Consider the following 6,734-nt stretch of genomic DNA (forward strand, 5'->3'; position numbering starts at 1 on the left):
GCCGCCGCCCGCGCACTGAGCTCCTGGAAGCTCTGCGCGTGTCCGGAAAACAACGCCGCGATCGCCGTCGACACTTCGTCGCTGGCCGCTGCGACCACCGATGTCGTCTGGGCGGCCGCCGCGGCATTGGCTGAGTTTAATGTCGAGCAAATACGTGTTAAATCGGCAGCAGCTACCGGCAGCGAATCATGCAGCACAATAACAAACGACATCAGAGCCTCCCGACCTGTGCCCGAGCACCTGTCATGTTGGCGCATTTTGAGCGTCTTGATCAATGGTGCTCGTTGCGAGGAAAGCTTAGCGCGATCTGCGTTAATACTGTTCAGTAGAAAGGAATTAGTCGAGGCCACTGAGATTGAACTCTTGGCACTCGGGCGCGTCAGCCATCTGTTTGGGCTTGCGCAGCCTGGATGACTCCCGCTTGCAGCGGCCAATTTGACTCATTGTGTCAGCAAACTTAACTTTTTGTTTCAAAAGCGAGGTAGGTAAACGTTTACTGCGGCTTCATCGGTCACCGGAGCGTCCCAGGATGTTGACAGGATTTTCACGGGCGGAAATCGAGGCAAGGAGCAATGTCATCGCATACCGTCGTGCCGTGTACAGCCCACCCGTCACCTCGATGAAGCGTGTGGCGGTCTCCTGTTTCGTCGGGTCGACGATCGAGTACTACGACTTCCTCATCTACGGGACCGCCGCGGCGCTGGTGTTCCCGACGGTCTTCTTCCCGCATCTCAGTCCGGCCGTGGCCACGGTCGCCTCGATGGGTACGTTCGCGGCGGCGTTTGTCACCCGGCCGATCGGCGCGGCCGTCTTCGGGCACTACGGCGACCGACTGGGCCGCAAGAAGACCCTGGTCGCCACGCTGCTGATCATGGCGGTGTCGACGGTGGGCGTCGGCCTGGTGCCGAGCGCGGCGGCGATCGGCCAGACGGCTCCGCTGATCCTGACCGGACTGCGCCTGCTGCAGGGGTTCGCGGTCGGGGGCGAGTTTGCCGGTGCGGCGCTGTTGAGCGCCGAGTACGCGCCCCCCGACAAGCGCGGCCTGTACGGCATGTTCACCATCATCGGCGGCGGCACGGCGCTGGTGGTGACCAGCCTGACCTTTCTGGGCGTGAACTACACGATCGGGGAACACAGCCCCGCGTTCATGCAATGGGGTTGGCGCATACCGTTTTTGACCAGTGTGGTGCTGATCGCGATCGCACTGTATGTCCGGCTCAACATCGACGAAACCCCCGTCTTCGCGCGCGAGAAGGCTCGCAGCGGGGGATCGGAGGCGCCACTCGCCGAGGTGCTGCGTCGGCAGCGGCGGGAGATTGTCCTGGCGGCCGGCGCCGGCATGAGCGGGTTCGCCTTCGTGTACCTGGCCAGCACCTACTTCGCGACGTACGCACGCACCCAGCTGGGGTATTCACGCGGGATCATATTGTTCGACGGCGTGTTGGGCGGGCTGACGTGCATCGCGTTTGCAGCGTTCGCGGCCGCGCTGTCTGATCAATTGGGGCGCCGCCGGATCATGCTGGTGGGTCGGACGCTGGCGCTGCCCGTGGCACTGGTGGTCATGCCGCTGATCGACTCCGGCCATCCCGAGCTGTACCTGCTTGCCCTCATCGGCATGTATGCGGTCGCGGCATTCGGTGCCGGACCCACGGCGTCGTTCATTCCAGAGTTGTTCGCTACTCGCTATCGGTATACGGGCACCGCGCTGGCGGGCAATCTGGCCAGCATCGCCGGCGGCGCGATACCGCCGCTGATCGCCAGCACACTGAAGACGACTTACGGCAGCTGGGCGCTGGGTGTGATGATGACCGTCCTGGCGCTCGTCAGCCTGCTGTGTACCTACCTGCTTCCGGAAACCGCCGGAGCGGAGCTCGCCGCCGTCTAGTTGGCGTGCAGGTCCTCGTTCAGTGCGATGCCATGGCCGTCTCGGGAGACCACCTCGACCGCGCCAGTCAGCGAATTGCGGCGGAACAACAGATTGCTGCTGCCGGACAGTTCCCGCGCCTTGACCGACGTGCCGTCGGGCAGGGTGACCTTGGTGCCGGCGGTCACATACAGCCCGGCCTCGACCACGCAGTCGTCGCCGAGCGAAATCCCCACCCCGGCGTTGGCGCCGAGCAGGCACCGCTTGCCGATCGAAATGACCTCTTCACCGCCACCGGACAGGGTGCCCATGATCGAGGCGCCGCCGCCGACGTCGGAGCCGTCGCCGACCACCACGCCCGCCGAGATTCGACCCTCCACCATGGATGCGCCCAGAGTGCCGGCGTTGAAGTTGACGAATCCCTCGTGCATCACGGTGGTGCCGGGGGCCAGGTGGGCGCCCAGGCGCACCCGGTCGGCGTCGGCGATGCGCACACCGGAAGGCACCACGTAGTCGACCATCCGGGGGAACTTGTCGACGCCGTACACCGTCACCGGACCGGTGCGCCGTAGTCGGGCCCGCACCGCTTCAAATCCCTCGACAGCGCAGGGACCCCGGTTGGTCCACACCACATTGGTCAATACACCGAAGAAGCCGCCGGCGTTCAGTCCATGCGGCGCCACCAACCGGTGCGACAGCAGGTGCAGTCGCAGGTAGGCGTCGTAGGCGTCGGCGGCCGCATCGTCCAGCGAGCCGATCACCGTGCGAACGGCGACGGTCTCGGTGCTGCGGTCGTCGTCGCGGCCAACCAGCGCGGCCAGCTCGGCGGGAACGTCGGACAAGGCCAATCGCGTGGTGGCACTGGTCCCCGGCCCCGTCAGTTCCGGCGCGGGGAACCAGGCATCGAGGACCGAACCGTCGGAAGCGAGGGTCGCCACCCCAATACCTGCAGCTCCAGTCACGGACGAACAGGCTACTTCCCCCATCGAACAGACACAAAAGCTACGGCTTCCGCAAACTAAGCTGGCCACGTGCTGGACTTGCGCGGGGACCCCGTTGACCTGACCGCAGCGCTCGTGGACATTCCCAGCGAGTCGCGGGACGAGGGGCGCATCGCCGACGAGGTGGAAGCGGCGCTGCGTGCGCAGACCTCCGGGTTCGAGATCATTCGCAACGGCAACGCAGTGCTGGCGCGCACGGCATGGGGCCGGCCGTCGCGGGTGATGCTGGCGGGGCACCTGGACACGGTCCCCGTGGCTGACAACCTGCCCAGCCGCCGCGATGGTGGCGTGCTGCACGGCTGCGGGACGGCAGACATGAAGTCCGGCGACGCGGTCTTCCTTCATCTGGCCGCGACCGTGGCCGAGCCCGCGCACGACCTGACGCTGGTCTTTTACGACTGCGAGGAAATCGATTCGGCGGCAAACGGGTTAGGGCGCATCCAGCGCGAGCTGCCCGAGTGGCTGGTCGCCGATGTGGCCATCTTGGGTGAGCCCACCGCGGGTTGGATCGAAGCCGGCTGCCAGGGCACCCTGCGGGTCGTCATCAGCGCCAGCGGGACTCGCGCACACTCAGCTCGATCGTGGTTGGGTGACAACGCAATTCACAAGTTGGGTGCCGTGCTGGACCGGCTGGCCTCGTATCAGGCACGCAGCGTCGACATTGACGGATGCGTCTATCGTGAGGGTTTGTCGGCCGTGCGCGTCGACGGCGGCGTGGCAGGCAACGTGATTCCGGACGCGGCTTCGGTCACGGTCAATTTTCGCTTCGCTCCGGACCGATCGGTGGAGGCCGCGCTGCAGCACGTCCGCGACGTGTTCGACGGTCTCGATGTTCGAATCGAGGTGACCGATACGGCCGCGGGTGCCTTACCGGGGTTGGCGCAGCCCGCCGCCAAGGCATTGGTCGACGCCGCGGGTGGCCAGGTGCGGGCGAAGTACGGCTGGACGGACGTGTCTCGCTTTGCGGCCCTTGGCATTCCGGCGCTCAACTACGGCCCCGGTGACCCGAACCTGGCGCACAAGCGCGATGAGCGGGTCGAGGTGGAGGAGATCACCGCTGCGGTGGCCATGCTGCGCCGTTACTTAAGCGCGTAGCGTGCTGGCCCCTGCTACAGCGCACACGAAATCGGCTCGTCTTCAACACCCGTAACGGCGACGACTTCGCCGGCCTGGAAGGACTCGCTCGGGGCAGGGGCATCTGCCTCAGCTGACGAAAAACCGTCCAGTCTCGCGGCGGTAGTCAGGTTAGCGCTGATATTGGCAGTGACTCGGTCGGGCGTCCAGCCCGCGTGTTGACAAGCGCGCACCACCAGTTCGGGGTTGTCGGACTTGAACACGCCGTAGAGCACATCGTCACTTGGAGCGACCAAGGTCAACTCCAAACGAACCTCCGCCCCGCCAGCGCTGATCGTCGCAGCGCTGGCCTCCAAGGCTGCGGTGGTCCGCGCCAGCGGCGCGCCGGTCAATATCGCGTCATACCACTCGACCAGGTAGAGCTCAGTTGGCCGTGAAGTTGGGTCCACGGGCTCAACGGTAGTCATCGGCATCCTCCGGGGAACCAGGGTTTTCCCTGGAGTTTGGCGGTGAGTGTGGGGGTCGTAGCCGGGCGTGCAGCTGCGATCGGGAGCGGATCCCGAGTTTCCGGTACACGCGCGACAGGTTCATCTCGACCGTCTTCGGAGACAAGAAGAGTTCGGCGGCGATGTCGCGGTTGGACATGCCTGCGGCCGCTCGTTCGGCCACGTTGCGCTCCGTAGGGGTCATTTCGGTTCCGTCGCTGGGGGAGACGTTGACGCGAGCCAGTTCGGCACGGGCGCGTGCGGCCCAGAGCGGGGCGCCGACGCTCTCGAAGGTGTGTAGCGCCTCTTGAAGGATCTGGGCGGCGGCCTGCTTGCGGCGGCGGCGGCGGCGCTGGAGTTGGCCGACGACGAGTTGGGTGCGGGCGCGCTCGAAGGGCATGGGTAGCCGGTCGTGATGCTGCAATGCTTCCTGTGCGGCGGCTGCGGCGGCGTCGAGGTCGCCGTCGGCGGCCAGCAGGAGAGCTCGGCCGCGGGCGCCCATGGCCAGCATCCAGGGCCGGTCCAGTCGCGTGCCGTTCGTTTCCAGTGCAGTAACCAAGGGTCTGGCCTCGTCGAGGCGGTCGAGCGCGACCAGCGCCTTGATCGCGTCAGGCAGATACCCGCCCACCACAATTTCGGTGTCGTGGGCGGGGTCAAAGTTGGCTAGTAGCGGCTTGAGGATGGTCGCGGCGGCCTCGTAGTTAGCGAGCGAAACCTCCAAGAACGCCAGGGCAGCCGTCGCGGCGATGGTCTTGAAGTGGATGCCATAGTCGCGGGCTATCTCGATGGCCTTGAGTGCCGCGCGGCGGGCCTCGTCCTCGCGACCGCGCTGCGCGGCGACCGCGGCCTGACAGTTCAGCACCGTAGCAAGAAGGGTGTAGCTGTCGAGCTGTTCAGCACGCTGCACGGCTTCGTCGGCGCGGCGCGCCGCGTCGTCGACGTGGCCCAGCCAGAGGTCCACCAGTGTGGTGAACTCGGCTATCGAGACGATGTCGAGTTCGTTGCCGCGGTCCACACATATCTGTTCAACCTCGGCCAGTTTGACGCGGGCTTCGTGCAGCTTGCCGGTCCACGCGCAGTTGATCGCCGCGACGGTGGTGGCGCGTAGGGTGGCGGGTCCGGTGCTGTCATGGTCCTCTAGCTCCAGCGCGGTCGCGAGCGCCTTTTCGTCGGTGCCCAGGCCGTGCATGAAACCGATGTGAACCCACAGCGCGAGTGCTTGGCTGCGCGGACCGGGGTCGCCGAGTTGTTGTGCGTCGGCGACCGCGCGGCGCGCATATGCCACCGATGCCGCCAGATCGCCGGTGAGGCCGACGGCCAGGGATAACAACATCAGGCCCTGCAGGCGCAAGGGGGGAATGTCGCGGGCTTCGGCGACGACTTGGGACAGTGCCTCGACGGCCTGGGGTAGTCGATCTCGGTAGCCGTCAATCGCTCCGCGCAGCATTAGCGCGAGCGTCCGCAGCGTTCCGGGTTCCAGAACGCCCATGATCGATTGCAACCGGTCGTCGGCTTTGGCGAAGGATCCGGCCCGGAAGTGTTGTTCGGCGGCGCGTAGGCGCCGCACTGGATTGTCGCCACCGAGGCTGATTGCGAGGTCGAGCAGTTCGGCCGCCGCGCTCGGGGCGCCGCGGGCGGCAACGGCGTCGACGGCGGCATCGATGGCTTGCAGGGTCGTTTCGTCGGCGGTGACAGCTGCCTGGGCTAGGTGACCGGCGCGCAGTTCGGGCACTTCGGTCAGTTCAGCCAGCTTGCGGTGCATGGCGCGGCGTTGCGCGGCGCGGGCCGCTGTGTAGATGCCGTGGGCCAGCAGTGGGTGGGTGAACTGCAGCCGGTTTCCGTCCAGCGTGATGATGCCCTGAGTTTCGGCGTGTTCGAGCAGGTGGATCGTGTCATCCACGGTGGTGCGTGTTACTTGGGCTAGCTGGACCACTGTGGGGTTGGCCGCGCAGGTGGCAGCCAGCAGCAACTGAGAAGTCTTTTCGTCCACAGTGCCTATGTGCTGGCGGACAACTTCGTTGAGCGACGCGGGTAGCTGTAGTCGGCTCAGGGGCGTGGAGTCGTCGAGGGCGCGGGCCAGTTCCAGGGCGTAGAACGGGTTACCTCCGGAGACCTGGTGTATTCGGGTGATTACCGGGCGGGAGAGAGTGCGGCCGAGTCGGGCTTTGATCACCCCGTGCAGCCCGCCCAGGCTTAGCGGACCCAAGGTCAGGCGGGTCAGCTGGTCGGGGTGGGGCAGGTGCAACCAGGAGGGGACTGGGTTCTTGTCGTCGGTGCGGATCGTGGCTGTGATCCCGACACGACCGGTGA

6 protein-coding genes are annotated in these 6,734 nt (G+C 66.1%); 2 read left to right on the forward strand and 4 right to left on the reverse strand.

Annotation, left to right across the window (positions count from 1 at the left end; genetic code table 11):
* Nucleotides 1-212: PE family protein (locus BST27_RS29275; RefSeq protein ID WP_139805442.1), on the reverse strand; the 212-nt coding region annotated here is incomplete at its 3' end.
* Nucleotides 213-619: 407 nt separating this feature from the next.
* Between BST27_RS29275 and BST27_RS29280 the strand changes: the two genes are divergently transcribed.
* A complete protein-coding gene (locus BST27_RS29280; RefSeq protein WP_069421850.1) occupies nt 620-1,885 on the forward strand; it encodes an MFS transporter in 1,266 nt (421 codons plus the stop codon).
* On the opposite strand, the gene dapD is transcribed toward BST27_RS29280, so the two are convergent.
* Complete coding sequence (gene dapD, locus BST27_RS29285) at nt 1,882-2,850, reverse strand: 2,3,4,5-tetrahydropyridine-2,6-dicarboxylate N-succinyltransferase (protein WP_139805443.1); 969 nt, start codon at nt 2,848-2,850, stop codon at nt 1,882-1,884. The two genes, BST27_RS29280 and dapD, sit on opposite strands and share 4 nt — an antisense overlap.
* A 45-nt stretch (nt 2,851-2,895) precedes the next feature.
* On the opposite strand from dapD, the gene dapE reads away from it, so the two are divergent.
* Complete coding sequence (gene dapE, locus BST27_RS29290; RefSeq protein ID WP_069421844.1) at nt 2,896-3,960, forward strand: succinyl-diaminopimelate desuccinylase; 1,065 nt, start codon at nt 2,896-2,898, stop codon at nt 3,958-3,960.
* A 14-nt stretch (nt 3,961-3,974) separates the two neighbouring features.
* Here dapE and BST27_RS29295 read toward each other — a convergent pair whose 3' ends face one another.
* Nucleotides 3,975-4,388, reverse strand: coding sequence for a hypothetical protein (locus BST27_RS29295; RefSeq protein ID WP_069421843.1), 414 nt, complete (start codon nt 4,386-4,388; stop codon nt 3,975-3,977).
* A 4-nt stretch (nt 4,389-4,392) separates the two neighbouring features.
* A partial coding sequence (locus BST27_RS29300) for a helix-turn-helix transcriptional regulator (RefSeq protein ID WP_083148756.1) occupies nt 4,393-6,734 on the reverse strand: 2,342 nt, incomplete at its 5' end.

It is taken from the genome of Mycobacterium intermedium (assembly GCF_002086275.1).
Lineage (GTDB): Bacteria > Actinomycetota > Actinomycetes > Mycobacteriales > Mycobacteriaceae > Mycobacterium > Mycobacterium intermedium.